Annotated in this window: 24 protein-coding genes; 14 read left to right on the top strand and 10 right to left on the bottom strand. The window is 74.7% G+C overall.

Going from position 1 to position 25,546, the window contains the following annotated elements; genetic code table 11:
* Nucleotides 1-54: 54 nt before the first annotated feature.
* Nucleotides 55-975 carry a hypothetical protein gene (locus ACA511_RS39720; RefSeq protein WP_375029915.1) on the bottom strand — a complete coding sequence of 307 codons (921 nt, stop codon included), beginning with the start codon at nucleotides 973-975 and terminating at the stop codon, nucleotides 55-57.
* 102 nt (nucleotides 976-1,077) lie between these two features.
* On the opposite strand from ACA511_RS39720, the gene ACA511_RS39715 reads away from it, so the two are divergent.
* From ACA511_RS39715 to ACA511_RS39705, 3 genes are all read left to right on the top strand, one after another.
* Nucleotides 1,078-1,722 carry a PadR family transcriptional regulator gene (locus tag ACA511_RS39715; RefSeq protein WP_375029914.1) on the top strand — a complete coding sequence of 215 codons (645 nt, stop codon included), beginning with the start codon at nucleotides 1,078-1,080 and terminating at the stop codon, nucleotides 1,720-1,722.
* Nucleotides 1,723-1,879: 157 nt separating this feature from the next.
* Entirely contained in the window at nucleotides 1,880-2,857 is a 978-nt protein-coding gene (locus tag ACA511_RS39710; RefSeq protein ID WP_375029913.1) for an ABC transporter ATP-binding protein, read from the top strand.
* Nucleotides 2,854-3,645: an ABC transporter permease gene (locus ACA511_RS39705; RefSeq protein WP_375029912.1), complete on the top strand. Its 792-nt coding sequence runs from the start codon at nucleotides 2,854-2,856 to the stop codon at nucleotides 3,643-3,645. The genes ACA511_RS39710 and ACA511_RS39705 overlap by 4 nt, the downstream gene beginning before the upstream one ends.
* Nucleotides 3,646-3,666: 21 nt before the next feature.
* Here the strand turns inward: ACA511_RS39705 and ACA511_RS39700 are convergent, their stop codons facing one another.
* Nucleotides 3,667-4,983, bottom strand: coding sequence for a M20/M25/M40 family metallo-hydrolase (locus tag ACA511_RS39700; RefSeq protein ID WP_375029911.1), 1,317 nt, complete (start codon nucleotides 4,981-4,983; stop codon nucleotides 3,667-3,669).
* A gap of 450 nt (nucleotides 4,984-5,433) precedes the next feature.
* Between ACA511_RS39700 and ACA511_RS39695 the strand changes: the two genes are divergently transcribed.
* The 8 genes from ACA511_RS39695 (at nucleotide 5,434) to ACA511_RS39660 (ending at nucleotide 14,820) form a co-directional block, all read left to right on the top strand.
* Nucleotides 5,434-7,041 (top strand): ABC transporter substrate-binding protein, encoded by a 1,608-nt coding sequence (locus ACA511_RS39695; RefSeq protein ID WP_375029910.1) that lies wholly within the window; start codon nucleotides 5,434-5,436, stop codon nucleotides 7,039-7,041.
* 6 nt (nucleotides 7,042-7,047) lie between these two features.
* Nucleotides 7,048-7,974, top strand: coding sequence for an ABC transporter permease (locus ACA511_RS39690; protein WP_375029909.1), 927 nt, complete (start codon nucleotides 7,048-7,050; stop codon nucleotides 7,972-7,974).
* A 7-nt stretch (nucleotides 7,975-7,981) separates the two neighbouring features.
* A complete protein-coding gene (locus ACA511_RS39685; RefSeq protein ID WP_375029908.1) occupies nucleotides 7,982-8,944 on the top strand; it encodes an ABC transporter permease in 963 nt (320 codons plus the stop codon).
* 8 nt (nucleotides 8,945-8,952) lie between these two features.
* Entirely contained in the window at nucleotides 8,953-9,978 is a 1,026-nt protein-coding gene (locus tag ACA511_RS39680) for an ABC transporter ATP-binding protein (protein ID WP_375029907.1), read from the top strand.
* Nucleotides 9,962-10,981, top strand: a complete 1,020-nt coding sequence (locus ACA511_RS39675; protein ID WP_375029906.1) for an ABC transporter ATP-binding protein — start codon at nucleotides 9,962-9,964, stop codon at nucleotides 10,979-10,981. The genes ACA511_RS39680 and ACA511_RS39675 overlap by 17 nt, the downstream gene beginning before the upstream one ends.
* A gap of 43 nt (nucleotides 10,982-11,024) precedes the next feature.
* On the top strand, nucleotides 11,025-11,885 hold the full coding sequence (locus ACA511_RS39670; protein ID WP_375029905.1) for a spermidine synthase: 861 nt from the start codon (nucleotides 11,025-11,027) through the stop codon (nucleotides 11,883-11,885).
* An 85-nt stretch (nucleotides 11,886-11,970) separates the two neighbouring features.
* On the top strand, nucleotides 11,971-12,744 hold the full coding sequence (locus ACA511_RS39665; protein WP_375029904.1) for an SDR family oxidoreductase: 774 nt from the start codon (nucleotides 11,971-11,973) through the stop codon (nucleotides 12,742-12,744).
* A 42-nt stretch (nucleotides 12,745-12,786) separates the two neighbouring features.
* A complete protein-coding gene (locus ACA511_RS39660; protein ID WP_375029903.1) occupies nucleotides 12,787-14,820 on the top strand; it encodes a SpoIIE family protein phosphatase in 2,034 nt (677 codons plus the stop codon).
* A gap of 22 nt (nucleotides 14,821-14,842) precedes the next feature.
* Here the strand turns inward: ACA511_RS39660 and ACA511_RS39655 are convergent, their stop codons facing one another.
* The 8 genes from ACA511_RS39655 to ACA511_RS39620 form a co-directional block, all read right to left on the bottom strand.
* Complete coding sequence (locus ACA511_RS39655; RefSeq protein WP_375029902.1) at nucleotides 14,843-15,988, bottom strand: hypothetical protein; 1,146 nt, start codon at nucleotides 15,986-15,988, stop codon at nucleotides 14,843-14,845.
* A 60-nt stretch (nucleotides 15,989-16,048) separates the two neighbouring features.
* Nucleotides 16,049-17,626 carry a SpoIIE family protein phosphatase gene (locus tag ACA511_RS39650; protein WP_375029945.1) on the bottom strand — a complete coding sequence of 526 codons (1,578 nt, stop codon included), beginning with the start codon at nucleotides 17,624-17,626 and terminating at the stop codon, nucleotides 16,049-16,051.
* A 5-nt stretch (nucleotides 17,627-17,631) separates the two neighbouring features.
* Nucleotides 17,632-19,353, bottom strand: a complete 1,722-nt coding sequence (locus ACA511_RS39645; RefSeq protein ID WP_375029901.1) for an ATP-binding protein — start codon at nucleotides 19,351-19,353, stop codon at nucleotides 17,632-17,634.
* 3 nt (nucleotides 19,354-19,356) lie between these two features.
* On the bottom strand, nucleotides 19,357-20,406 hold the full coding sequence (locus tag ACA511_RS39640; protein ID WP_375029900.1) for an anti-sigma regulatory factor: 1,050 nt from the start codon (nucleotides 20,404-20,406) through the stop codon (nucleotides 19,357-19,359).
* Entirely contained in the window at nucleotides 20,394-20,804 is a 411-nt protein-coding gene (locus ACA511_RS39635) for an ATP-binding protein (protein WP_375029899.1), read from the bottom strand. The genes ACA511_RS39640 and ACA511_RS39635 overlap by 13 nt, the downstream gene beginning before the upstream one ends.
* Nucleotides 20,801-21,214, bottom strand: coding sequence for an STAS domain-containing protein (locus ACA511_RS39630; RefSeq protein WP_375029898.1), 414 nt, complete (start codon nucleotides 21,212-21,214; stop codon nucleotides 20,801-20,803). Before ACA511_RS39630 ends, ACA511_RS39635 begins: the two co-directional genes overlap by 4 nt.
* A complete protein-coding gene (locus ACA511_RS39625; protein WP_375029897.1) occupies nucleotides 21,214-22,047 on the bottom strand; it encodes an STAS domain-containing protein in 834 nt (277 codons plus the stop codon). The genes ACA511_RS39630 and ACA511_RS39625 overlap by 1 nt, the downstream gene beginning before the upstream one ends.
* Before the next feature lie 189 nt (nucleotides 22,048-22,236).
* Nucleotides 22,237-23,076, bottom strand: coding sequence for a DUF4253 domain-containing protein (locus tag ACA511_RS39620; protein WP_375029896.1), 840 nt, complete (start codon nucleotides 23,074-23,076; stop codon nucleotides 22,237-22,239).
* A 179-nt stretch (nucleotides 23,077-23,255) separates the two neighbouring features.
* Here ACA511_RS39620 and ACA511_RS39615 point away from each other — a divergent pair, with 179 nt between their 5' ends.
* Genes ACA511_RS39615 through ACA511_RS39605 form a run of 3 tightly spaced genes read left to right on the top strand, consistent with a single transcriptional unit; the run spans nucleotide 23,256 to nucleotide 25,542 of the window.
* Entirely contained in the window at nucleotides 23,256-24,476 is a 1,221-nt protein-coding gene (locus ACA511_RS39615; RefSeq protein ID WP_375029895.1) for a sensor histidine kinase, read from the top strand.
* The gene (locus ACA511_RS39610) at nucleotides 24,464-25,102 is read left to right on the top strand and encodes a LuxR C-terminal-related transcriptional regulator (protein ID WP_375029894.1); all 639 of its coding nucleotides are present in this window, start codon (nucleotides 24,464-24,466) and stop codon (nucleotides 25,100-25,102) included. Before ACA511_RS39615 ends, ACA511_RS39610 begins: the two co-directional genes overlap by 13 nt.
* On the top strand, nucleotides 25,099-25,542 hold the full coding sequence (locus ACA511_RS39605; RefSeq protein ID WP_375029893.1) for an NUDIX domain-containing protein: 444 nt from the start codon (nucleotides 25,099-25,101) through the stop codon (nucleotides 25,540-25,542). The genes ACA511_RS39610 and ACA511_RS39605 overlap by 4 nt, the downstream gene beginning before the upstream one ends.
* Nucleotides 25,543-25,546 lie beyond the last annotated feature (4 nt).

Raw genomic sequence — 25,546 nt, 5'->3', positions numbered from 1 at the left:
GTTCTAGTCGAACCTACTTCATCCCCGGCCCGCCGTTCGCTCCCCGGCCGGCCCTCAGCTGTGACGTGCGTCGCGGTCGGCGGCGCGGCGGGCCTCGGCGGCGGCCGTGCGCGCCTCGCGCGCCGCGTCCTCGGCCCGCGCCCGGTTGCGCTCTGCGCGCTCCGCCCGGCGGGCCGCCGCGTCGCGGTCGGCGACGGCGCGGTCCAGTTCGCGGCGGAGCCTGCCCGCCACGGCGGACGCCTCGTCCGCCTCGCGCCTCGCCTTGTCCGCCCGCTCCGCGCGCTCGGCCAGCTTGCGCTCGGCCTCCTCGGCGCGCCTGCGCAGCGTCTCCGCCCGCCGGGCCCGGGCCGCGCTCGTCCGCGTGACGTTCGTCTCCGGCCGCTCGCGCTTCCGCTCCTCCCCGGGCTCCGGCTCCGCGCGCTCCTCCCCGGCCGGCGGCCCGGCGGCCGCCTCCCCGGGCTCCGGCTCCGCGCGCTCCTCGCCGTCCGGGGGCGCCATGGGGAACCCGGCGGGGACGAAACCGGTGTGGCTGCGCGGCTGCGGCAGCCGTCCCGCGCGGACCTCCTCGGCGATCGCCTCGTCCACGGTGGCGGCCTGGAGGGTGTCCTCGACCTCCCGGACGGCCTGCTCGCGCAGCGCGCCGCCCGCCTCGGCCGCGAGTTCGCCCGCGGTGCGCACGAGCGAGGCGACCAGGTCGGCGCGGCGCTGCTCCAGGTCGCGCAGGCCGCCGCCGGAGCCCCACGCCGACCGCAGCTCGGCCCCCACGTCCAGCAGCCGCTCCAGCTCGCCGGCGGCGGACCGGCTGAGCAGGTTCACCGCCCACGCCGACAGCGTCGGGCGGCGCAGCGCTCCGATCCGCCCGGCGAGGGCGGCGTCGCCGCCGTCCTTCGCCTCCCGCGCGAGCCGCTTGCGCGTCGCCACGAACCGGGCGGGCGGGACGCCGTAGAGCTCGCCGGCGGCACTGGAGAAGTCCACGCCCGATCCCTACCCGCCCGCGCGCCCCGCGGATCCGGGTGGACGGCACGAAGCGCGGCCGCCTATACTCGTCTACGAGTACTCGTTTGCGAGGAGGGCGAGATGGCCAAGCGGCGCAAGGTGAGCAACCTCCTGGGGCTCGCCGTGCTGTCGACGGTCTCCGCCAGGCCGATGCACCCGTACGAGATGGCCGCCCTGATGCGCGCGCGCGGCAAGGAGCGCGACATGGACATCAAGTGGGGCTCGCTTTACACCGTCGTGGGCAACCTGGAGAAGCACGGTTTCCTGGCCGTCGAGGGAAGCGTCCGCGAGGGGGCGCGGCCGGAGCGCACCGTCTACCGCATCACCGACGCCGGGACGCGGGAGCTCGCCGACTGGGTCCGCGAGCTGATCACGGTGCCCGACCGGGACGTGCCGCGCTTCGAGGCCGGGCTGTCGGTCCTCGGCGCCCTGGCGCCGGACGAGGTGACCGGGCTGCTGCGCCGGCGCCTCGACACGATGGAGCGGCAGATCGCGGGCGACGAGGCCGCGCTGGCGGCCGAGACCGAGGTCCCGCGCATCTTCCTGATCGAGGAGGAGTACGACCTCGCCATCAGGCGCGCCGAGGCGGCGTGGGTGCGCGGCTTCCTCGCCGAGATCGAGGACGGCACGCTGCCCGGCCTCGACCTCTGGCGCGCGTTCCACCGGACCGGTGAGATGCCGCCCGAGATCGCCGCACTGGCGGAGAGGGGAGCCCCCGAGGAGTAGCCGGCGAGAAGGCCCGGCGGTGGTGCGGCAACACCACCCCCGGGCCGGAGAACCCACCACCGAGAACCCACGCGGAGCGGGGCCTGGCGGCGAGAACGCGACTCCAGCCTATCCGGGACCCCTCCGTCGAGCACGTTGCGCTGCAACGGAGGAGACCATGGCGCATGCCATCGAGGCCGAGGGCCTCGTGAAGAACTACCCCGGCGACGTCCGGGCCCTGGACGGGCTGTCCATCACGGTCGGGCCGGGCGAGATCCTCGGGCTGCTCGGCCCCAACGGGGCGGGCAAGTCCACCACCGTCAAGATCCTGACCACGCTGATCCGGCCGGACGCGGGCACCGCCGCCGTCGCCGGGCACGACGTCCTGCGCAGGCCCGACCGGGTCCGGCGCGTCATCGGCGTCGTGTCGCAGAAGTCCGGCGCCGACCCCGAGGCGAGCGGCCGCGACAACCTGGTGCTGCAGGGCCGCCTGTACGGGCTGGGCGGCGCGCGGGCCCGCGGCCGTGCCGCCGAGCTGCTCGCCCGGTTCGGCCTGGAGGACGCGGCGGGCCGCGCCGTGAAGACCTACTCGGGCGGGATGCGGCGGCGCCTCGACGTCGCGCTCGGGCTCGTCCACCGGCCGCAGGTCCTGTTCCTCGACGAGCCCACCACCGGGCTCGACCCCGAGGCCCGCGCGTCCATGTGGGCCGAGATCGCCCGGCTCGCCGGCGACGACGCCCTGGCGATCCTGCTGAGCACCCACTACCTGGACGAGGCCGACCGGCTCGCGCGGCGGCTCGCGATCGTCGACCGGGGCCGCGTGGTCGCGGAGGGCACCCCCGACGCGCTCAAGGGCGAACTGCACGGCGACGCCGTCCACGTCGAATGGCGGGAGGCGCCGCCGGAACCGGTGGTGCGGGAGGCGCTCGGCCGGCTGCCCGGCGTCCGCGAGATCACCCTGGACGGCCCGCGCCTCAGCGCCCGGAGCGGCGACGGCGCCGCCGCCGTGCCGGCCGTCCTCGCCGCCCTCGACCAGGCCGGCGTCCCGGCCGCCGCGGCGACCGTCGCGCGGCCGTCCCTGGACGACGTCTACCTCCGCTACGCCGGGCGACGCATCGCCGGCGCCGAGCCCGCCACCGCAGGAGGCGCCCGATGACCGCCCTGCCGATCCGAGACCGGCTGACCGGGACCTGGTGGATGACGCACCGGCGGCTGTCGGCGCTGCTGCGCAACCCCGCCGTCCTCGTCCTGACGCTGGCGCAGCCGATGGTCTGGCTGTTCCTGTTCGGCCAGCTGTTCCAGAAGGTCGCCGAGCTGCCCGGGTTCGGTGCGCAGTCCTACCTGGACTACATCGTCCCCGGCGTCGTGATCATGAACGCGGTGTCGCTGAACTCGTTCGCCGGGATGGCGACCATGGACGAGATCGAGCGCGGCACCCTCGACCGCTTCCTCGTCACCCCGGTGCGCCGCGGCGCCCTCGTGAACGCGGGCGTCATCGAGCAGGCCCTCAGCACGGCGTTCCAGTCCCTGGTGATCATCCTGCTGGGGTGGGCGGCCGGCGCGGACTACCCCGGCGGGCCCGGGGGGCTCGCCGTCCTCGTCGCGGCCGCCGTGCTGATCGGCGTCGTCCTCGCCGCCCTGTCCAACACGCTCGCGCTGCTCGTGCGGGACCGCAACACCATCATCGGCCTGAACGTGATGCTGCTGCTGCCCCTCACCTTCCTGTCGTCGGCGTTCATGCCCGAGGGCCTGATGCCCTCCTGGATCGGGCACGTCGCCGCCGCCAACCCGGTGAGCTGGGCGCTCGACGGTGCCCGCGCGGCCCTGTCCGCCGACCCGGACTGGGCCTCCGCCGCGCTGCACGGCTCCTGGCTGCTGGCGCTGACCGCGGCGACGGTGGCGCTGGCGACCTACTCGGTCAGGAGCTACCAGAAGTCCCGATGACCGACCCCGCCCGCCGACGGGTCAGCGGGTGTCGAGGAACCGGTCGAGGACGCGGGTGCCGAACGCCAGGCCGTCCAGGGGGACGCGCTCGTCCACGCCGTGGAACATCCCGAAGTAGTCGAGGTCCGGCCCGAGCAGGAGGGGGGCGAAGCCGAAGCTGGTTATGCCGATCCGGTGGAACGACTTCGCGTCCGTGCCGCCCGCCATCACGTACGGGACCGGGCGGGCGAGCGGGTCCTCGGCGCGCAGCGCGCCCGCGAGCGCGGCGAACGTCGGACCGGCCGGGTCCGCGGCGGGCGCCTCCTCGTAGTTGATGAACTCGCGGGCGACCTTCGGGCCGAGCAGGCGGTCGACCGTGGCGAGGAACTCCTCGCCGGTGCCGGGCAGGTAGCGGCCGTCGACCTGCGCCGTCGCCGTCCCCGGCACGACGTTCACCTTGTACCCGGCGTCGAGCCGGGTCGGGTTGGCCGAGTTGCGGACCGTCCCGGCGAACAGGTGGCCGGCGCGGCCGAGGCGCACCGCCTCCGCGTCGAGGCGGTCGTGGTCGATGGCGGTGCCGAGCGCGTCCGCGAGCCCGTCCAGCAGCGCCCGCACGCCCGGGGTCAGCCGGACGGGCCACTCGTGGGCCGCCAGCCGGGACACGGCGTGCGCGATCTCGGCGACGGCGTTGTCGGGCGCCGGCTTGGACCCGTGGCCGGCGGTCCCGCGCGCCGTCAGCCTCATCCAGGTGGTGCCGCGCTCGCCCGTCGCGATCGGGTAGATCCGCGTCCCGCCCTCGTCCACGCTGAACCCGCCGGACTCGCTGATCGCCTCCGCGCACCCCTCGAAGACCTCCCGGTGCTCCCGCGCCACGTACCGGGACCCGTACTCGCCGGTGCACTCCTCGTCCGCGAGGAACGCCAGCACCAGGTCGCCGCGCGTGCGCCGCCCCTCGCGCAGCCGCCGCCGCACGACCGCGAGCGTCATCGCGAGGCTGCCCTTCATGTCGACCGCGCCGCGCCCCCACACGCACCCGTCGCGCACCTCGCCGGAGAACGGCGGCACCGCCCAGTCGGCCGCGTCGGCGGGGACCACGTCGAGGTGCCCGTGGACCAGGAAGGCGGGATGGGACGGGTCGGCTCCGGCGATCCGCGCCAGCACGCTCGCCCGCCCCGGCGCCGCCTCCACGATCCTCGCCTCGACGCCGGCCTCGTCCAGCAGCCCGGCGACGTACTCCGCCGCCGGCCGTTCCGGACGCGCCACCCCCTCACCCCGGTTGGTGGTGTCGTACCGGATCAGATCGGAACAGATCCTCCCCGCCTCGCCGCCCGCGTCGCTGCACGTCTCGTCGTCCGTCATGCCTCCGTCACCCTTTCCGCGGCCCGCCTCGTTCGCCGCGCCCCCGTCAGCCTCAGTGCCGCCCGCCCTGCTCGCCGTTCCCGTGTCGGGTTCTTCGCCGGCCCGGCTGCCTGACCGGCCCTCTGGTACCGCTCTCGCGTCCGTGCCGGGCGTGGGTGCGCGGGCGGCCCGATGTGCGTCCGGGGCCGGGCCGAGGGCGCGGACGGGCTCGCGTCGCGATGACGGTTCATTTTGCCCGGGCGCCCGCCCGTGTCAACGGGAGGCGGTTTCGAGCGGTGTCTCGGCTCGCGGCGGACGCGGCACTGCATGATCAAGAACGTCTCGATCCGGTTTCGACTCCGTCAGCGATGTGTCCAAACGGTCACCACGAGTACGACGCTGCGAGCAATCTAGGTGCGGCGGGCGGCCGAGCGTCCGCGGCGCGACGACGCGACTGGGCCGAGGAGGAGCATGACCAGCCAGAGGGGTGCGCGGTGGAAGGTCGCGGGGGTCGTCGCGGTGGCGCTCACCGCGTCGCTGGGGCTGTCGGGCTGCGGCGGCGATGAGGCGGGGGCGGGCGACGGGACGTTCACCGTCGGGCACTCCGAGCCCGATCACCTGGTCCCCGCCAACACGACCAGCAGTTACGCGTTCGACGTGATCACCGAGCTGTTCGACAACCTGATGACGCTCACCGAGGACGGGAAGGCCGTGCCGCTGGCCGCCGAGTCCGTCGCCTCCGACGACCAGACGGTCTGGACGATCAAGGTCAGGCCGGGGCAGAAGTTCCACAACGGGGAGCCGGTGACCGCGCAGAGCTTCGCGGACGCGTGGAACAACGCGGCGTACGGGCCGAACGCCATGGGCGCCAACGACTACTTCTCGTACATCAAGGGGTACGAGGAGATGAACCCCGAGGACGAGAACGCCAAGCCGAAGGCCGACACGCTGTCGGGGGTCGAGGTCACCGGCGCGGACACCATGAAGGTCACGCTCAACGCGCCGTTCAGCCAGTTCCCGCTGCTGCTGACGTACCCGGCGTACGCGCCGATGCCGAAGGCGGGCCTGAAGGACCTGAAGGCGTTCGACGAGCACCCGATCGGCAACGGCCCGTACGAGATGGACGGGAACTGGGAGCGCAACAAGCAGGTCGAGCTGGTCGCCTCCCCGGGGTACGCGGGCCCGCGCAAGCCGAAGAACAAGGGCGTCACCTGGAAGAGCTACTCCAGCGCCGACACCGCCTACACCGATCTGCGGGCCGGCCGGATCGACGTCCTGCAGACGATCCCGTCCGCCAAGGTCCCCGAGGCCAAGCGGCTGCTCGGCGACCGGTTCCTGTCCCGCAAGATGAGCACGACCGACTACCTGGGCTTCCCGCTGTTCGACAAGCGGTTCGACGACCCGGACCTGCGCAAGGCCATCTCGATGGTCATCGACCGCCAGGGCATCAACAAGGCGGTCTACAACGGCGACTTCTTCCCCGCGGACTCGCTCATCCCCTCCATCATCCCGGGCCACCGCGACAACGCGTGCGGCGAGCCGTGCACCTACGACCCGGCGAAGGCCAAGCAGCTGTTCGACAAGGCCGGCGGGTTCAAGGGGACGATGGAGCTGTACTTCTCCAACTCGCAGCCGACCTACGCGCAGTGGATGCGGATCGTCGCGAACTCGCTGCGCGACAACCTCGGCATCACCGACATCCAGTTCCGGCAGGTTCCCGCGTCCGACTACTTCTCCATGCTGAGCGACCGCAAGGAGAAGGGCCCGTACCGGCAGAACTGGGAGGCCGACTACCCGAGCCCGCAGAACTACCTGGAGAACATGTGGGGCTCGGCCGGCAACCGCATGGGCTGGAAGAACAAGGAGTTCGACGACCTCATCGCCGAGGCCAACCGGACGGCCGACCAGCAGCGGGCCCTCGCGCTCTACAACCAGGCCGAGGACATCGCCGTCCAGGAGATGCCGATGATCCCGCTCTGGACGTGGGCGGGCCAGGGCGGCCGCTCGAAGAACGTCGGCGACGTCACGATCACCCCGTTCTCCACGGGCCTGGTCGCCACCGAAGTGACGGTGAAGTAGCAGGCGATGTGGCGCTACGTCCTACGGCGGCTCCTGCAGGCGGTCCCCGTCTTCATCGGCACGACGCTGCTCATCTACGTGATGGTGTTCGCGCTGCCGGGCGACCCGATCCAGGCGCTCGCGGGGGACAAGCCGGTCCCGGAGAACGTCCTGCGGACGCTCCGGGACCGGTACAACCTGAACGACCCGCTGCTGGTGCAGTACGCGAAGTACATGTGGAGCCTCCTCCAGGGCGACCTGGGCGAGAACTACACCGGCCAGAGCGTGTCGGAGATGCTCGGCGGGCGGTGGACGGTGACCGCCCAGCTCGCCCTCACCGCCTGGATCTTCGAGCTGGCCATCGGCGTCGCGCTCGGGACGTGGGCGGGCCTGCGGCGCGGCAGGTTCGCCGACACGCTCGTCCTCAGCGGGACGACGCTGGTGATCGCGGTGCCCGTGTTCGTCCTCGGGTACGCGGCGCAGCTGCTGTTCGGGCTGCACTGGCAGATCTTCCCCACGGCCGGGACGGACGACGGCTGGCCGATGAGCTACCTGCTGCCCGGCATCGTGCTCGGCTCGCTCGGCCTGTCGTACGTGGCGCGGCTGACGCGCACCAGCCTGTCGGAGAACCTGCGGGCCGACTACGTGCGCACCGCGAACGCCAAGGGGCTGTCGCGGGCGCGGGTGGTCGGCCGGCACGCGCTGCGCAACTCGCTGATCCCGGTGGTCACCTACCTGGGCGTCGACTTCGGGAACCTGATGGGCGGCGCGGTGGTGACCGAGGGCATCTTCAACCTGCCGGGCATCGGGCAGCAGGTGTTCCAGTCGATCCAGCTGAAGGAGGGCCCGGTGGTGGTCGGCGCGGTCACCGTGCTGGTGCTGGTCTTCCTGCTGGTCAACCTGGTCGTGGACCTGCTGTACGGGGTCCTCGACCCGCGGATCAGGTACGAGTGAGGCGCACATGACGATCAAGGAGCCGGACGCCGGGCCGCCGGTCCCGGAACCGGAGCCGGTCCCGGACGCGGGGGCGCCGGGGACGAGCGCGGCCGCGGTCGCCGTCGTCGGCGGCGAGATCGGCCGGGCGTCGCTCTGGCACGACGCGTGGCGCGACCTGCGCCGGCGCTGGGTGTTCTGGGGGTCGGCCGCGGTCCTCGCGGCCGTGTCGGTGATGGCCGCCGTGCCGAGGCTGTTCACCGCCGGGGACGTCAACGAGGGCTGCGACCCGAACGACGCCAAGCTCGGCCCGTCCGGCGGCCACTGGTTCGGCACCGACCTCGCCGGCTGCGACTACTACGCGCACGTCGTGCACGGCGCGCGCCCGACGCTGCTGATCGGCGTCGCGGTCACCGTGTTCGCGCTGGCGATCGCGCTCGTGTTCGGGCTGCTCGCCGGCTACTACGGCGGCCTCGTGGACACGCTCATCGCGCGGCTCACCGACATCTTCTTCGGGCTGCCGTTCGTGCTGGGCGCCACGGTGATCCTGGTGGCGTTCCCCTCGCACGGGGTGTGGGCGATGACGCTGGTGCTGGTGCTGCTCGGCTGGACGACGATGATCCGCATCATGCGGGGGCAGGTCATCGCGGTCCGGGACGCCGACTACGTGCAGGCGTCGCGGCTGCTCGGCGCGTCCGACGCGCGGATCATGGCCCGGCACATCCTGCCGAACGCGATCGCGCCGGTGATCGTGGTCGCCACCCTCAACGTCGGCAACGTGATCGTGGGGGAGGCCACGCTGGACTTCCTCGGCGTCGGCCTGCAGTACCCGGAGGTGTCCTGGGGGCTCCAGCTGGGCCAGGCGAAGGACTCCTTCATCGAGAACCCCCACCTGCTGGTCTTCCCCGCCGTGCTGCTGTCGGCGACGGTGCTGAGCTTCCTGATGCTCGGCGACGCCGTCCGCGACGCCCTCGACCCGAAGCTGCGGTGACGACGACGATGCTCACGGATGTGAAGGACGACCCGGCCCCCGGGCCCGCGCCGCTGCTCCGCGTCGACGACCTGCACGTGCGGTTCCGCGTGCGCGGCCAGGACGTCCACGCGGTGAACGGCCTGTCGTACACCCTCGACGAGGGGGAGACGCTCGCGATCCTCGGCGAGTCCGGGTCGGGCAAGAGCGTCGCCGCCCAGGCCGTCATGGGCATCCTGGACGTGCCGCCCGCCCGCGTCGAGCGCGGATCGGTGCGGCTGCGCGGCGAGGAGCTGCTCGGCCTGCCCGAGCGGCGCCGCCGCGCCTACCGCGGCGACCGCATCTCGATGATCTTCCAGGACGCGCTGACCGCGCTGAACCCGGTGTTCACCGTCGGCGACCAGCTCCGCGAGATGTACCGGGTGCACCGCGGGCTCGGCCGGCGGGCCGCCCGGGAGAAGTCCGTCGAGCTGATGGAGCGGGTGCGGATCCCGTCCGCCGCGAAGCGGCTCGGCGACTACCCGCACCAGTTCTCCGGCGGCATGCGCCAGCGCATCATGATCGCGATGGCGCTGGCGCTGGAGCCGGACGTCCTCATCGCCGACGAGCCGACGACCGCGCTGGACGTGACCGTGCAGGCGCAGATCATGCGGCTGCTCGCCGGGCTCCAGGAGGAGCTGCGGATGGGCATGGTGCTGATCACCCACGACCTCGGCGTCGTCGCCGGCGTCGCGGACCGGATCGTCGTCATGTACGCGGGGTCGGTCGCCGAGCAGGCGCCCGCCCGCGAGCTGTACGCGCGGCCCGCGCACCCGTACACCAAGGGGCTGCTCGCGTCGGTGCCGCGGCTGGACCGGCGCGGCGCGCCGCTCGTCCCGATCAAGGGCGCGCCGCCGAACCCGGCGGCGCTGCCGCCCGGCTGCCCGTTCCAGCCGCGCTGCCCGCGCGCCGAGGCGCTCTGCGCGGCCGAGCGGCCGCCGCTCGTCACCGTCGCGCCCGGGCACGAGGCCGCCTGCCACTTCGCCGAGGAGGTCCACGGTGCCGGACCCGAGTAAGGGCCCGATCCTCCAGGTGGAGGGGCTCGTCAAGCACTACCCGGTCACCCGCGGCGTGCTGGTCAAGCGCGCGGTCGGCCACGTCAAGGCCGTGGACGGCGTCGACCTGGAGCTGCGCCGCGGCGAGACGCTCGGCGTCGTCGGCGAGTCCGGGTGCGGGAAGTCGACGCTGGCGAAGCTGCTGCTCGCCGCCGAGCGCCCCACCGCCGGGACGGTCCGCTTCGACGGCCGGGACGTGTTCGCGCTGCCGAAGCCCGAGCTGCGGGCCCTGCGCCGCCGCATCCAGATGGTGATGCAGGACCCGTACTCCTCGCTCGACCCGCGGATGACGGTCGGCGACATCGTCGGCGAGCCGTTCGCGATCCACCCGGACGCCGCCCCGAAGGGCGAGCGGCGCGCGCTCGTCCGCGAACTGCTGGAGCTCGTCGGCCTCGACCCCGGCCACGTCAGCCGGTACCCGCACCAGTTCTCCGGCGGGCAGCGCCAGCGCGTCGGCATCGCCCGCGCCCTCGCGCTGCGCCCCGACGTGATCGTGTGCGACGAGCCGGTGTCGGCGCTGGACGTCTCCGTCCAGGCCCAGGTGATGAACCTGCTCGCCGAACTGCAGCAGGAGCTCGGCCTGGCGTACGTGTTCATCGCGCACGACCTGGCCGCCGTCCGGCACATCTCCGACCGCGTCGCCGTCATGTACCTGGGCAAGGTCGTCGAGACCGGCGACGAGACGCAGATCTACGAGCATCCGACGCACCCGTACACGCAGGCGCTGCTGTCGGCCGTCCCGGTCCCGGACCCGGACGCGCCCGGCTGGTCGGACCGGATCCGGCTGGAGGGCGAGCCGCCGTCGCCGCTGGACCCGCCGTCCGGCTGCCGCTTCCGCACCCGCTGCTGGAAGGCGCGCGACATCTGCGCCGAGGAGGAGCCGCGCCTGGAGGAGCGGGAGGGGTCGGCCCATCCCAGCGCGTGCCATTTCGCCGCCGAGGCCGCGCTCACCGAGCGAACCTGACGGCCGCCGGGTGCCCCGGCGGCGGGATCCGTAGGGTGGGGGCATGGCACGCAAGGGCAGGCACGGTCCCCGGCCGCGCACCTACCGGATCGCGGGCGGGGAGGCCGAGCTGCTGCGCGACGCCGACCGCGACGGCGGCTGGATGCTGCTCGTCGGCGGAGTGCCCCAGTCCTATGTGGACCTGTCCGACCCCACCTACCTCGACTTCGAGTACATGCGGCTGATCGGCGACGTCGTCGACTCCGCCGGCCCGGAGGGCGAGGCGTTCGACGCCGTGCACATCGGCGGGGCCGGCTGCACGCTGCCCCGCTACATCGCCGCGACCCGGCCGGGCTCGCGGCAGGTCGTGCTGGAGCCGGACGCGGAGCTGGTGCAGCTCGTCCGCGAGCAGCTGCCGGTCAAGGGCGTCCCCGGGCTGCGGATCCGCGTCACCGACGGGCGCAGCGGCATCGCGGCGCTCGCCGACGACGCCGACGACCTGGTGGTGACGGACGCGTTCGCCGAGGCGTCGATGCCGCCCGAGCTGGCCACCCGCGAGTTCGTCCTGGACGCCGCGCGGGTGCTGCGGCCCGGCGGCGTCTACCTGGTCAACGTCGCCGACGGGTTCCGGCTGCCGTTCGCGCGCAGGGTGACCGCCACGGTACGGTCGGTGTTCGGGCACGCCGTCCTGATGGGCGACCCGGGGGTGCTGCGCGGCCGCCGGTTCGGCAACCTGATCGTGGCCGCGTCGCAGGAGCCGCTGCCGGTCGCCGAGCTGACCCGCCGCGCGGCGGGCGGCATCGTCCGGGCCCGGGTCGTGGCCGGCGGCGACCTCGCCGCGTTCTGCGCGGGCGCGGCGCCGCTGCACGACGGCGAGGAGATCGTCGCCCCGGTCCCGCCGCCGCAGGTCTTCGGACCGTCCTGACGGGGGCGCGGCCGCGATGTCACATTCCGGGCGCCTGTTCTGTCGCTCTTGCCGGAGGCGTCCTTCATCCACCTAGGAGGAACCGATGATTCTGGTGACAGGGGCCACCGGCACGCTGGGCGGGCCCGTCGTGCAGAGGCTGCGGGAGGCCGGGGCGGACGTGCACGGGCTCAGCCGCCGCGAAAGGGAGCCGGAGCCCGGCCTCACCTGGCACAAGGGCGACCTCTGGACCGGCGACGGCGTCGACGCGGCGGTCGAGGGCGCGGAGACGATCGTGCACTGCGCCAGCGACCCGCTCCACCCCAAGCGGGACCTGCCCGCCGCCCGGCGGCTCGTCGAGGCCGCGCGCCGGCAGGGCGCCCCGCACCTGGTCTACATCTCGATCGTGGGCGTCGACCGGATCCCGTACGGCTACTACCGCACCAAGCACGCGGTGGAGCGGCTCGTCGAGGACTCCGGGCTCCCGTACACGATCCTGCGGGCCACCCAGTTCCACACGCTCCCGAACGCGGTCTTCGACATCCTCACCAAGGTCCCCGGCGTGGTCGCCGTGCCGCGGGGGCTGCGCGACCAGCCGATCGACGCCGCGGAGGTCGCGGCGCGGCTCGCCGACCTGGCGCTCGCCGCCGGGCCCGCGCGGCGCGTCGCCGACATGGGCGGCCCGGAGGTGCTCACCGTGGAGGAGATGCTGCGGGACTACCTGGCCGCGCGCGGCCTGCGCCGCCCCGTCCGGGTGCCGCTGCCGCTGCCGGGGAAGGCCGGGCGCGGGTTCCGGGACGGCCACCACCTCACCCCGGACCACGCCGTCGGGAAGCGGACCTGGCGGCAGTTCCTGGAAGAGGCCCACGGGCCCCGTTAAGGACAGGCCGCCGCTCCCGTATCGGCCTCATCCGGTCGCGCCATGTCCCATAATCGAGCGATGGAGTCGTCCACCCGAATTCTCATTCTCGGCATGGATTCGTCGGGGAGGATTCTGCAGTTCGACCGCAACGCCGCCGCCGTGCTCTCCCGGAACGCGGACGACCTGCTGGGCCGCCACCTGGACGAGATGTTCCCCGGCGCGCGGGAGCCGCTGCTGGAGGCGCTGAAGGCGGGCCGGGAGCGCACCGCCATGCTCGCCGTGGAGACCCCCGCGAGCGGCACGCTGGACGCGGTCGTGACCGTCCACCCGATGAGCGGCGGCGCGGCCGACCCGGCGGCGCCCGGTCTCGCGGCACTCGCCGTCATCCGGGTGCCGGTGCCGCTCGCCGACCGGTTCGTCGACCCCGCCGTCATCCGCCGGGCGCTGCTCGACGACGCGCTCCCGCGCATCGGCTCCACCCTCGACCTGGAATTGCTGGCCCGCGGCCTGATGGACGTCCTCGTCCCGCATTTCTGCAACTCGGGCGCGCTGCTGCTGGCCGAGAGCCACATCGACGCCGACGAGCCGCCGGAGGGCCCGGACGGGCCGCAGCTGCGCCGCATGGCGATCGGGTTCGACGACGAGGACACGGCCTGGGACGCGACGTTCCCGACCGGCGAGTCGCTCGTCTACCCGCCGGGCACGCCGCACGCGCTGTGCCTGGAGTCCGGCGAGCCGGTGCTGCGCGCCCTCGGCGGCGAGGGCGCGGCCAGGCTCGCGGGCGCGTGGCGTCGCCCGCCGGTCGCCGACCTGCTCAAGGGCGCGTCGATGCTGTTACTCCCGATCGTGTCCGCGGCGGGCGTGCTCGGGTTCTTCGTCTGCACCCGCAACGCGGCGCACCGGCAGTTCGACGCCTACGACGTCGAGATCGGGATGGAGTTCGCCAACCGGGCGTCCATCTTCGTGGAGAGCGCCCGCCAGTACTCGCGCGAACGCGCCACCGCGCTCACCCTGCAGCGCAGCCTCCTGCCGACGGGCCTGTCGGCGCCGTCGCCGGTCGAGGTCCACCACCGCTACCTGCCGGGCAGCCGCCGCATCGAGGTCGGCGGCGACTGGTACGAGTCGATCGCGCTGCCCGGCGCCCGGGTCGCGCTGGTGGTCGGGGACGTGGCCGGCCACGGGGTGAAGGCCGCCGTCACGATGGGGCGGCTCCGCACCGCCATCCACACCCTCGCCGGGCTGGAACTGCCGCCCGCCGAGGCCCTGGAGCGGCTCGACTCGCTGATGCGGACGCTCGGCGAGCGCGAGCCGCACTTCGCCACCTGCGCCTACGTCGTCTACGACGCGGTCAGCGGGCAGTGCGAGGTGGCGAGCGCCGGGCACCTGCCGCCGCTGCTCGCCCCGCCCGGCGGCGAGCCGGTGTACCTGCCGGTGCCGCCCGCGCCGCCGCTCGGCGTCGGCGGCGACGGCCCGATCGTGACCCGCGAGTTCACCGTCGAGGACGGCACCCTCCTGTTCCTCTACACCGACGGCCTGGTGGAGAACCGCGCCCGCGACATCGACGACGGGCTGGCCCGGCTGCTCGCCACGTTCGGGCCGGGCGCCGCCGCCCGCCCGCTGGAGGAGCTGTGCCAGGCGGCGCTCGACGGCGTCTACGACGACCAGCACCGCGACGACATCGCGATGCTGATCGCGCGGCTGGCGCGCATCCCGGCCGACCACCACGCCACCTGGGAGCTGCCCGCCGAGCCCGCCGCCGTCCGGCGGGCCCGCGGCCTCGTCCGGGACCGGCTCGCCCGCTGGGACCTCGACGAACTGGTCCACCCCACCATGCTGCTGGTGTCGGAGCTCGTCACCAACGCGATCCGGCACGCCGGCGGCCGCATCACGCTGCGGCTCGTGCGGGAGGGCGGCCTGGTCTGCGAGGTCTTCGACTCCTCGGACGGGCGGCCCCGCATCCGCCACCACGACGACGAGGACGACATGCTGGAGTCGGGCCGCGGCCTGCACGTCGTGGGGCGGCTGGCGCAGCGCTGGGGCGTGCGCCGCACCACCGGCGGCAAGGTCGTCTGGTGCGAGCAGCGGCTCTCCTGACCGCGGCCCGCCCGCCGCGCGGCTAGCGCAGCACCGAGATGTGCACGTGGTCGTAGTGGTTCTGGGTGATGCTGCCGCGGTCCTCCATCGGCCGCCAGCCGCCGCCGCGCACGTTCCAGATGTGCTGCCGCCAGATGACGTAGGAGATGCCGAGCCGCCGCGCGTTCGCGACCGCGTACCGGGCGACCTGCTCGCCGTGCCGCTGCGCGCCGGCGCTCGGCATCCGCCCGCCGGTGCTCTCCATGAAGTCGCAGGCGCGGCCGTCGCCGTGGTCCTGCGGGTCGCCGGTGGAGCGGTAGCAGCCGATCGTCGGGAACGGGCCGAACAGTCCCGCGATCTCCAGCAGGACGGTCCGCATCGTGGGCGTCATCCTGTTGCCGGTGATGGGGGTCCGGTCGCCGGCCGCCCCGTCCGGCCGCCCGGTGAGCTGCGGGCGGCCCTTCTGCTTCGCCGGTGAGGCCGGTTTCCGCGGCCGCGTCAGCGCCGCGACCTTCGTGCCGCGCGGCAGGACGTCCCGCAGCCGCTTCGTCAGCTTCGCGACGTCGGCCTTCGGGGCGCTGATGAGGAGCGCGTTCCCGTCCGGCAGCCCGAGCGCGCGGGCCTGCTCGCGGGACACGACGGCGTCGACGTCGCCGATGCCCATCGACGCGTACGCGCCGACGCGCACCTGCCCCGGGGCGGAGCTGCGGCCCGCCGCGACGACCGCGCCGAGCGGCAGCGTCCCGTCGCGGCTCTGCTCGAACGAGACGGCCAGCCCGCCGGACGCGACCGTCTGCCACAGCTGGTCGGACTCGGCGGTCGCCTCCGGGACGAACGCCCGGAACGTCGACGGGTCGACGCCGAGCAGCCCCATCGGGCGGCCGCCGACGCCCGTCCGGGCGGCGTCCACCACGGTGAGGCCGGCGACGCCCTTCAGCCGCCGGACCCGCTCGACGGCCCGCGGCGGCAGCGGCGACGTCCCGGCGGCCAGCAGGTGCGGCGTGTAGCGGCGGGCCAGCGGCGCGACCGCCGGGGCCTGCGGCGCGGCGCCCCGGTCGACCGACACGAGGTCGCCGCCCCGGTCCGGCTCGCCGCCCGCCCGGACGGCCAGCACGGTGACGTCGGCCGCCAGCGTGAGCGCGATCGCCGCCCCGATGAACGCGGAGAGAGCCCCGCCGCTCCGTCGCATCCGCCCCGATCCCCTCGCCGTCCCTGGCGGCATCGTAGGGGAGTGCGGCGCGGCGCGGTATCAGCGGCCGCCGTCCGCACGGCGGAGGACGACCAGGGCGACGTCGTCCTCGCGGTGCCCGAACTCGGCGATGACGCGGTCGCTGAAACGCTCCAGATCGTCCTCGACGTGGGCGGCGACGATCCGCAGCCGCTCCATGTTGTCGGTGAGCGGGACACCGCGGTCCTCGATCAGCCCGTCGGTGAGCAGCACGACGGCGCCGCCCGGCGGGACCACGGTCTCCTCGACCTCGACGCCGTCCGCCGGGAAGCCGAGGATCACGCCGCCGCCCCGGCCGTACCGGGCGACGCCGGCGTGGACGTGCAGCGGCGGCAGGTGCCCGGCGCTGGCGATGTGCAGCCGGCCGCTGCCGGGGTCCAGCGTCATCAGGCACATGGTGACGGTCTGGTCGTCGTGGTAGCGCTCCATCACGCCGTTCAGCAGCCGGAGGATCTGGACGGAGCCGTGGCCCTCGGCGGCGAACGCGCGCAGCGCGTGCCGGACCTCCGCCATCACCGTCGCGGCGCGCAGCGAGTGCCCCTGCACGTCCCCGATGGCCACGAGGACGCGGTCGCCGAGGTCGAGGACCTCGTAGAAGTCGCCGCCGACCTCGGCCTGGTCGCCGGCCGGCTCGTAGCGGACCGCGAACTCCCAGCCCGGCACCGCGGGCAGCGACGCGGGCAGCAGGCTGCGCTGCAGCGTCAGCGAGATGGTGTGCTCCTCGGTGTAGGTCCGGAGCGCGGCGAGCGCGAGCGCCACGGCCTGCCCGAGCTGGCGCAGCAGGTTGACCTCGGCGTCGCCGGGCGCGCCCGCGGCCTCGATCGCGATGGCGATCGGCGGGTGGCCGTGCTTCAGCCGCGACACCACCAGCAGGGCGTCGTCGTGCAGCACGGTGTCGGGCACCAGTCCCCGCCAGTCCCGCAGCGGCGCCCGCGTGGTCTCGGTGCCGGTGTCGTCGCCGAGCCCGGTGACGTCGGTGAGCCGCTCGATGAGGCCCGGCGGGTACTCGCGGAACCGGGGGCCGCAGCCGTCCTCGACGGCCCGCCGCGGCCGGCCGCCCGGCGGGACGATGAACACGGCGGCCGGCACCTCGAAGATCGCGCGGGCGCCGCGGGCGGCGACCTCGGCGAGGTCCTCGAACGACGCGGCCGCGTTGATGGCCAGGGACGTGCGGGTGAACTCGGCCATGCGGGAGGTCATCCGCTCGGCCTGCCGCCGCGCCTCGTAGTAGCGCAGCACCGCCTCCACCGTGGCGATGAACTCGGCCGGGTCGATCGGGTCGGTCATGTAGGCGTCGGCGCCGCGCCGCAGCCCGTGGGTGCGGTCGGCGACGTCCACGGCCTGCGCGGAGATGTGGATGACCGGCAGCGAGCTCGTGCCGGGTTCGGCCTTGATGCGCTCGCTGACCTCGATGCCGCTCATGTCCGGGAGTTTGACGTCCAGCACCACGAGGTCGATGTCGTGCGCGGCGAGCCGCTGCCAGGTCTCCGCCGCGGACGCCGCCTCCACCACCGTGTGCCCGGCGCGGCGCAGCCACTGCCCGACGATGTACCGCTTGGTGTCGTTGTCGTCGACCACCAGCGTCGTCCACGTCCCCATGCCGGTCACCCGCCCCTCCGGCCTTGCCGGGTCCTGGCGGCGCGCACGGCCGCCGCCAGCGTCTCGGGGCCGACCCTGTCCTTGTTCAGCACCGCGTCCGCGCGCTCCAGCCGCGGGTCGTCCCGCCCGGCCACGTCCGCGGAGGTGACCAGGACGACCGGCGTCGCGGCGGGCAGCCCGGCGAGGACGTCGTAGCCGTCCATGCCGGGCATGCGCAGGTCCAGCAGGACGAGGTCGGGCGGGTCGGCGCCGGCCGCGGCCAGGGCGGCGCGCCCGTCGCCGGCCTCGCTGATCCGGTCGGCGGCCGCGGCCACCAGGTCGCGCATGGTCCGGCGGGCCGGTTCGTCGTCGTCCACGATCAGGACGTGGCCCAGGCCGAGATCGCCCAGGACCCGGTACGGCGGCAGCCGCACGGTGACCGTCGTGCCCTCGCCGACGGCGCTGTCCAGGAACAGCTCGCCGCCGAGCGCGCGGGCCAGCCGGCGGGCGTAGGGCAGCCCCAGCCCCGTGCCGCCCGCGGTGCTGCCGGGCACCCGGTGGAACTCCTCGAAGACGCGCTCCCGCTCGGCGGGCGGGATGCCGGCGCCGGTGTCGGCCACGACGAACTCCACGTCCCCGCCGGCGGGCCGCACGGTGAGGCGGACCTCGCCCTCGTCGGTGAACTTCAGCCCGTTGCCCACGAGGTTCCGCAGGATACGGGAGAGCATCTCCGCGTCGGTGACGAGGCCGGACGGCGCGCCCGCCGCGTCCACGACGAGCGACAGGCCGGCCTGCTCCGCCATCGGGGTCAGCAGCTCCGACAGCTCCGCCAGCAGCGCCGGGACGTCCACCGGCGCGGGGTGCGGCTCCAGCCGCCCCTGCTCCGCCTTGGCCATGTCCAGCAGCTCGTTCACCAGCGACAGGAGCGTCCCGCCGGTGTAGCCGATCAGGGTGATCTGCTGCCGCTGCTCCTCGGTGAGCGGGTCGGCGTCCGGGTCGAGGAGCAGCCGGGTGAGCCCGATGACGCCGTGCACCGGCGTGCGCAGCTCGTGGCTGATGCTGGCCCAGAACCGGTTCTTGGCCTCGCCCGCCTCGCGCAGCTGGTCGGACTTCTCCTCCAGTTCGGCGTACAGCGCCACCACGCCCCGGTTGGTCTCCTCCAGCTCGGCGGAGAGCTCGCCGTACAGCGCCATGACGCCGTGGTTGGTCTCCTCCAGTTCGGCGTTGAGCGCCCGGAGCTCCTCGCGCTGCCGCCGGACGTCCTCCAGCGCCTCGACCAGCTCGGCGTTCTGCGTCCGCAGCTCCTCCAGCGCGGGCACCGGGGCCAGCCGCCCGAGCCGCGCCCGGAGGCCGTCCAGCTCGGCGCCGCCGGGCGGTTCGGCGCCGACGGGCAGGTCCTTGCGGAGCCGGACGCGGACGCCGTCCTCCCCGGCGGCCTCCTCCTCGACGCGGCTCAGCAGGCGCGCCGCCGCGGTGCGGCGGGCGGCCTCCCGGTCCGCGCCCGGCCGCGGGACGAAGTCCAGCTCGATGACCAGCCCCGGGCGCGGCCCCGCGTCGAGCAGGAACACGACGGACACGTGGTCGGCGGACGCGTACAGCTCCCGGCCGACCTCGCTGAGCGCGGTGGCCACGCGGACCTGGTCCTGGTGGTCGAACCCGATCGCGCCCGCGACCTGCCGGCCCGCCTGCCGGACGGCGAAGACGCCCTCCTCGTCGTCGATCCCGATGCGGAGCAGATCCTCGGCCATCGCTCACCTCCGCCCGGACGTCGTGATCGCCAGCACCGACCGGTCGTCGTGGCGGACGCCGGCGTCGCGCAGCAGCGTCGCCGCGACCAGCAGCGGGTCGCCGAAGTCCAGGCCCGGCCGGTCGGCGAGGCTCCAGCGGGAGGTGAGGCCGTCGGAGTGCAGCACCACCGCCGCGCCCGGCGGCAGCGGGTAGGCGTGCTCGCGGATCCGGCCGGCGTTCGTCCCGGCGATCCCGGGCACCGAGACCAGGCCCTGCCTGCGTTCCGGCCCGACGATCCAGCCGGCGACGTTCCCGAGTCCGGCGAACCGGACCCGCCCGGCGGCGGGCTCGACGGCGGCGACCGCGACGGCGCCGCCCCGGGTGGCGGTCATCCGCTCCCGGATCCGCCGCAGCATCTCGGCGGGCGAGACGGGCAGCGCCGTCCCGTGCGCCGCGCGGACGGCCGCCGAGGCCGCGCGCGCCGCCAGCGGGCCGTGCCCGAGGCCGTCGCAGAGCATCGCGTAGACCGTGCCGTCCACGAGCCGGGCGGTGTAGGCGTCGCCGCATTCCACCTCGTCGCCGATCGGCACCGTCAGGCCGGCGAACGGGGGCCGCGCCGCGTCCGGTCCGCCGGGCGGGCGGAACCGCGCGTACAGGACGGTGCCGGGCCCGGGCAGCGAGTACAGGCCGCTGCGGTCGGCGAGCCGTTCGATCGAGCCCAGCCCGAGGCCGAGCGTCCCCCGGGTCGAGAAGCCGTTCAGCACGGAGACCGGCACGTCGGCGATGCCCGGGCCCCGGTCGATGGACACGAGCTCCAGCACGGCGTCGCCGTCGTCGCGCACGATGCGCACCAGCATCTCGCCCTGCCGGGCGTGCCTGACGAGGTTCGTCGCGGCCTCGGTCGCCGCGAGCCGCACCTGCTCGAGGCGCTCCCCGGCGAACCCGAGCCGCTCGGCGAGCGCGGTCGCGCGCCGCCGCACCCCCGCCGCGGCGCTCTCCTCCTCGACCCGCACCAGCAGCGACTCGGCGGGGGACGGGCTGGTCGTCCAGCCGTCCCCGGTCAGCGCAGCCATTTGGCTACCATCACCGTGGTGCCCTTCCCCGCCTCGCTCGTCAGGCTGAACTCGTCGCTCAGCCTGCGCGCCCCGGACAGGCCGAGGCCGAGGCCGGTGCCGCTCGACCAGCCCTCGCTGAGGGCCTGCTCCACGTCCGCGATGCCCGGCCCGGTGTCGCGGAAGACGATGCGGATCCCCTCGCGGCCGCCCTCGCCCTTCTCCCGCTCCACCCGCATCGTGCCGCCGCCGCCGTGCGCGTAGGTGTTGCGCGCCAGCTCGCTCGCCGCCGTCACGATCTTGGTCTGGTCGACGAGCGACAGGCCGGCCGCCGCCGCGGCGGCGCGCACCAGCTGCCGGACCCGCACCACGTCGTCGCCGGACGCGATCGGCACCTCCTCGCCGGGCGGGGATGTCACGGCCCGCCCGCCGGCCGGTCCGCCGGGCCGGCGCCGGGCGGCGCGGGGACGGCGCCGGGCCGCCCGGCGCCGAGCACCCGCATGCCCTTCTCCAGGTCAAGCGCGGTGCGGACCCCGCCCAGCGAGAGCCCGAGCTCCACCAGCGTGATCGCCACGGCGGGACGCATCCCGACCACCACCGTCTCGGCGTCCATGAGCCGCGCCATGGACGCGATGGTGGCGAACATCCGGCCGATGAACGAGTCGACGATGTCCACCGCGGTGATGTCGATGATCACGCCGTCCGCGCCGGTGGCGGTGATCCGCTCCGCGAGGTCCTCCTGGAGCGCCAGGACGGTCTGGTCCTGGAGGTCGACCTGGATCGACACCAGCAGGACGTTCCCGATCTTGAGGATGGGCACGCGCTCCATCAGGCGTCCGCCTTCCGGACCACGCGCACGCCGCTGCGGTCCAGCGCGTACGCGAGCGCGTCGGCCAGGTCGGCCTTCGTGATGATGTCGCCGAACTCGATGCCGAGCGTGACGATCGTCTGCGCGATCTGCGGCCGGACGCCGGAGATCACGCACTCGGTGCCCATCAGCCTGGCCGCCATGACGGTCTTCAGCAGGTGCTGGGCGACCTCGGTGTCCACGGCGGACACGCCGGTGATGTCGATCACCGCGAACCGGGAGCCGGTGTCCACCAGCGTCTGCAGCAGCGTCTCCATGACCACCTGGGTGCGGGCCGAGTCCAGGGTGCCGACGAGCGGGACGCCGAGGATCCCGCCCCACAGCTTCACGACGGGGGTCGACAGCTCCAGCAGCTGCTCCGCCTGGTCCGCGATGATCTGCTCGCGCGCGGCCGCGTAGGTCTCGAACGTCGCCAGCCCGAGCTCGTCGACATAGGCGGAGAAGTCGATGAGCTCGCCGTAGGCCCTGCGGTCCTTGGAGGCGCGGACCTGCTCGTACAGCGCCTGCTTCAGCGCGAACACGCCGATCGCGGTCTCGGACGGGCTGAACCCCTGCCGGGCCTGCTCGCGGGAGATCTCCGCCACCTCCGCCCGCAGCTCCCCGGCGGCCGTGCCGTCGCCGCCGAGGGCCCGCTCCACGAGCCCGTACAGCCCGTTCAGCTGGGACCGGAGCTCGCTCTGCGTGAGCCGCCCGCGGACGACGGTGCCGACGAGCTCGGCCCAGCGTTCCAGCACCGGCTCACGCCAGGCGCGCAGCAGCTCCGTGATGTACCCGTCGCCTGATCCGTCGGTCATGGCAGCGCCCCCTCCGTGCCCCCGGACCGGCCGGCCGCTCCGGGGTGCCGCCGGCGCGGGTCACCCGGGGACCCCGTGCAGGCCGTGCCACCCGGTGCTCACCCGCCCCACCGTAACCGCCCGCCGGGCCGGTACCGGCACAGATGACCTGGACGTTCACGCGGCATGACCACCTTTTGGGACGGCCGGTCAGTCCCACCAGAACGACCAGTGGGTCTTGCCGCGGATCTCCTCCGCGTACCCGGCGAGGGTGCCGGGGCCCTGGAAGAGGATGTCGGGGCAGAACGCCCAGTGCTCGGCCGCGACGTGGACGGCGTGCCGCGTGCTGACCGGCGGCGCGGACACGCTGAGGTCCAGCGTGTTGAACCCGAGCCCGACGACGCGGGCGCCGAAGCGGTCCTCCCAGCTGCGCAGGACGGCCGCCATCGGCGCCGTCCACTCGTTGTGGTTGAGGGCGCCCTGCCAGCCGGTGGCGGCGAGCGCGTCCGCGCCCCGCTCCACCGCGACCAGGCCGAGCGACGGGCCGCGCCGGGCGAGGACGCGGGCGTAGCGGTCGGCCACGGCGCCCGGGTCGTCGAGCGGCACGCCCTCGGGGGCGGGACCGGGGCAGTGCCGCCCGTAGGGGGCGAGGTCCTCCAGGTCGCCGTCGGCCGCCTGCTCGGCGAAGTCGGTCCAGACCTCGTACATGAACGCGTGCGGATGGTAGTTGGCGACCTCGCCCACCGGCTCGGGCGCGATCTGGCCCGCCGCCCAGGGCTGGTCGCTCTCGTCCATCAGCAGCGGCCAGAGGCCCGACCGGTCGTGCTCGGCGCGCAGCGCGGCCCACAGGTCGCCGCGGACCGGGTCGTCGCTCAGCCAGAACGCGGGCCGCAGGAGGGGCCGCCGCTGCGGGTAGCCGGGATCGGGCCAGACGAGGTCCCCGTCGGGCAGCGGCACCGACAGCGTCCGCCCGGGGGCGTCGTCTCCGACGCCGCCGTCGAACAGCTGCGGCAGGTCGCCCGGCAGGTGCCGGACCTCCACATCATCCATTTCACGCCGTTCCGGTACAGAGCATGCCAGTGGCGATCGTAACGGCGGCGGGGCCGTGTCCGCTTCGGCTTGCCGAGTCGGCTCGTGCCGGGGCCGCGTGCCGGTGTAGCGGGCTACACCCCCGAAGGGGTGGCGGGCCCTGGTGCGCGGGTGTGCGCGGTCGCTTACGGTGAGCTGACATGAGGAGCGCACTGAAACGCAGCGCGGCGGCGACCGGCGAGCTGGCCGGCGCCCTGCGCACCGCCCTGCCGGCGCTGCTCGGGCTCGTCCCGCTGGCGGTCCTCCTCGTGCTGATGCCCGTCGTGCTGCCGTGGCTGCCGTCGGCCGTGCGGCCGCTGCGCGCCCTCGCGAACGCCGAGCGGCGCCGGGCGGGACGGCTGCTCGGGCGCGAGATCCCCGCGCCCTACCGGCCCCTGAGCGGCGCGGGGCCGGCGGCGGCGGGCCGCCTGCTCAGGTCCCGGGCCGTCTGGCGGGACGCGGCCTGGATGGCGGTGCACGGCCTCACCGGCCTGCAGGCCGCGGTGCTCGCGATCGGGCTCTGGCCCGCGATCCCGTTCGCGCTGTCGCTGCCGCTGTGGTGGTGGGCGGCGCCCGAGGGGTCCCAGTCGGCGATCATCGCGCTGGACTCGTGGCCGAAGGCGCTGACGATGCCGTTCGTCCAGGGGGCGCTCGACCTCGCCGCCCTGCTGTGGCTGGTGCCCCGGCTCGTCCGCTGGCAGGCCCGGCTCGCCGCCGCGCTGCTCGGCCCGACCCGCCGCACGAGCCTCTCCGAGCGGGTCGAGGAGCTGACCGAGACCCGCGCCGAGGCGCTGGAGGCGCACGGCGCCGAGCTGCGCCGCATCGAGCGCGACCTGCACGACGGGACGCAGGCGCAGCTCGTCGCCGCCGCGCTGCGCCTCGGTCTGGCCGACCGCCGGTTCGGATCCGACCCGGCCGCCGCCCGCGCGCTGTTCCTGGAGGCCCGCGACGGAATCGAGGAGGCCCTCACCCAGCTGCGCACGGTGATCCGCGGGATCTACCCGCCGATCCTGTCGGACCGGGGCCTCGCCGGGGCGCTGCGCGCGCTCGCCGCCGGGCAGCCGATCCCGGTCGAGATGGACGTCGAGGACGGGCGGGCGCCCGCCGCCGTCGAGGCCGCCGCCTACTTCGTCGTCGCCGAGGCCCTCACGAACGTCGCCAGGCACAGCGGCGCCCGGCACGGCCGGGTCACCGTCCGGCGCGAACCTGCCCGCCTCACGATCCGGGTGCGGGATGATGGCAAGGGCGGGGCCGATCCGGAGCGGGGCAGCGGCCTCGCGGGCATCCGCCGCCGCGTGGCGGCGCTCGACGGGACGACCCGCATCGACAGCCCCGACGGGGAAGGGACGACGCTCGAAGTGGACCTGCCGTGCGGATCGTGATCGCGGAGGACAACGTCCTGCTCCGGGAGGGGCTCGTCATGCTGCTGGAGGCGGGCGGGCACGAGGTCGTCGCCGTCGCCGGCGAGGGCCCGGGCGTGCTGCCGGCGCTGCTGGAGCACCGTCCCGACGCCGCCGTCCTCGACGTCCGGCTGCCGCCCGGATTCCGCGACGAGGGGCTGCGCGCCGCGATCGAGGCCCGCAGGCGGATCCCCGGCCTGCCGCTGCTCGTGCTGTCGCAGTACGTCGAGGAGACCTACGCCGCCGAGCTGCTCGCCGGCGGCGCCGAGGGCATCGGCTACCTGCTGAAGGACCGCGTCGGCCGCGTCGACGAGTTCCTGGACGCGCTGGCCCGCGTGGCCGCCGGCGGCACCGCCCTCGACCCCGAGGTCGTGTCCCAGCTGATGACCTCCCGCCGGGACCCGCTGGAGGCGCTCACGCCCCGCGAGCGCGAGGTGCTCGGCCTGATGGCGCAGGGCCTCGACAACGCCACGATCGCGACCACCCTCGTCATCACCGAGCGGTCGGTCAGCAAGCACATCGGCGCCGTCTTCGCCAAGCTCGGCCTGCCGCCGACCGACAGCGGGCACCGCCGCGTCCTCGCCGTGCTCGCCTACCTGAACTCATGAGGGTCCGCCGCGCCGTGCGGGCCCTCCTCCTGGACGGCGACGCGCTCGTCCTGCTCCGCCGCACCCGCCCGGACCGCCCCGTCTACTGGACGACCCCCGGCGGCAAGATCGAGCCCACCGACGCGTCCCCCGAGGCCGCCCTGCGCCGCGAACTGGACGAGGAGCTCGGCGCGACGGCCGGAGCCGTCCGCCAGGTCTTCGCGTGCGGCGAGCAGGGCCCCTGCGTGCACCGCCTCAACACCTTCTACGTCTGCCGCCTGACCTCGATGGACCTGTCCCGCCGCCACGGCCCCGAGTTCGCCGACCCGTCGCGGGGCCGCTACGACGTGGACCTCGTCCCGTGCACCCCCGCCGCCCTGGCGGCCATCGACCTCATCCCGGAGACCCTCGCGGCCTACCTGCACGACCACGCCGCGGACCTGCCGGGCCTCGTCCCCTAGATCC

The sequence above is a fragment of the Actinomadura sp. GTD37 genome, from assembly GCF_041951365.1.
Taxonomy (GTDB): domain Bacteria; phylum Actinomycetota; class Actinomycetes; order Streptosporangiales; family Streptosporangiaceae; genus Spirillospora.
The sequence above is the reverse complement of the archived record's forward strand: the minus strand, read 5'-3'. Positions and strand labels throughout refer to the sequence as shown.